We start from the raw sequence: 1,393 nt of genomic DNA, 5'->3' as shown, positions 1-1,393 counted from the left end.
CGGCAGGCGTACCAGCCGATGACCATGAGGATGGAGGCGATGGCGGTGACGAGCATGGTCAGGGGTGAGTCGATGAAGACCATGATGAGGACGCTGATGAGGAAGAGCAGGGAGAGGTAGCCGGTGTAGGGTGCGCCGAACATGCGGAAGGAGGGGCGTTCCACCCAGCCCTTGTCTGCCCAGCGCTTGAGCTGGATCTGGCACAGGACGATGGTGGCCCAGGTCATGATGATGCCGACGGAGGCGATGTTCAGGACGATTTCGAAGGCTTCGGCGGGGACGAGGTAGTTCAGGGGGACCCCGAGGAGGGAGACGACGGCGGTGATGGCGATGCCGCCGTAGGGGACGCCTGCCTTGTTCATGCGGGAGGCGAATTTGGGGGCGGAGCCGTTGACGGACATGGAGCGCAGGATCCGGCCGGTGGAGTAGAGCCCGGCGTTCAGGGAGGACAGGGCGGCGGTGAGGACCACGAGGTTCATGATGACGTCTACGCCCTGGACGCCGATGGAGCCGAAGAAGGTCACGAAGGGGCTGACGCCTTTTTGGTAGGAGGTGAAGGGCAGCAGCAGGGCCAGGAGGATGACGGAGCCGACGTAGAACACGGCGATGCGGAAGACCACGGAGTTGATGGCTTTGGGCATGATTTTTTCGGGGTTTTCGGTTTCGCCGGCGGCGGTGCCGACGAGTTCGATGGAGGCGTAGGCGAACAGGACGCCCTGCATGAGGATGATCATGGGCAGCAGGCCGTTGGGGAAGATCCCGCCGTTGTCGTTCAGGAGGCTGATGCCGACCTGTTGGCCGTCCACGGGGGTGCCGAAGACGACGAAGTAGGTGCCGATGATGAGGAACGCGACGAGGGCTGCGACTTTGATCAGGGCGAACCAGAATTCCATTTCGCCGAAGACTTTCACGGAGACCAGGTTCAGGGCCAGGACCACGATGAGGGCGGTCAGTGCCCAGGCCCACTGCGGGACGTCGGCCATCCAGGGGATGTAGTTGCCGAAGAAGTGCATGTAGAGGGCGGCGGCGGTGATGTCCACGATGGTGGTGGTGGCCCAGTTGATCCAGTAGAACCAGCCGGAGACGAACGCGGCTTTTTCACCGAAGAATTCGCGGGCGTAGGAGACGAACGAGCCGGAGGAGGGCCGGTGCAGGACCAGTTCGCCCAGGGCGCGCAGGATCAGGAACGCGAAGAACCCGCAGACCGCGTACGCGATGACCAGGGACGGGCCGGCGGCGTTGAGCCGGCCGCCGGCGCCCAGGAACAGGCCGGTGCCGATCGCGCCGCCGATCGCGATCATCTGGATCTGCCGGGGCTTGAGGTTCTTGTGGTAACCCTTGTCCTCCGCGTGCAGGGAGGTCTCGGACGCATGCGCGTGACCACCATCAATAA

At 63.8% G+C, this 1,393-nt stretch carries 1 protein-coding gene; it reads right to left on the bottom strand.

The features are described from left to right. Positions 1-1,391, bottom strand: a 1,391-nt coding sequence (locus ACR65K_RS20600; protein ID WP_440154742.1) for an amino acid permease, incomplete at its 3' end; no start/stop codon positions are given. Positions 1,392-1,393 lie beyond the last annotated feature (2 nt).

The organism is Arthrobacter sp. SAFR-179 (genome assembly GCF_059414945.1).
The sequence above is the reverse complement of the archived record's forward strand: the minus strand, read 5'-3'. Positions and strand labels throughout refer to the sequence as shown.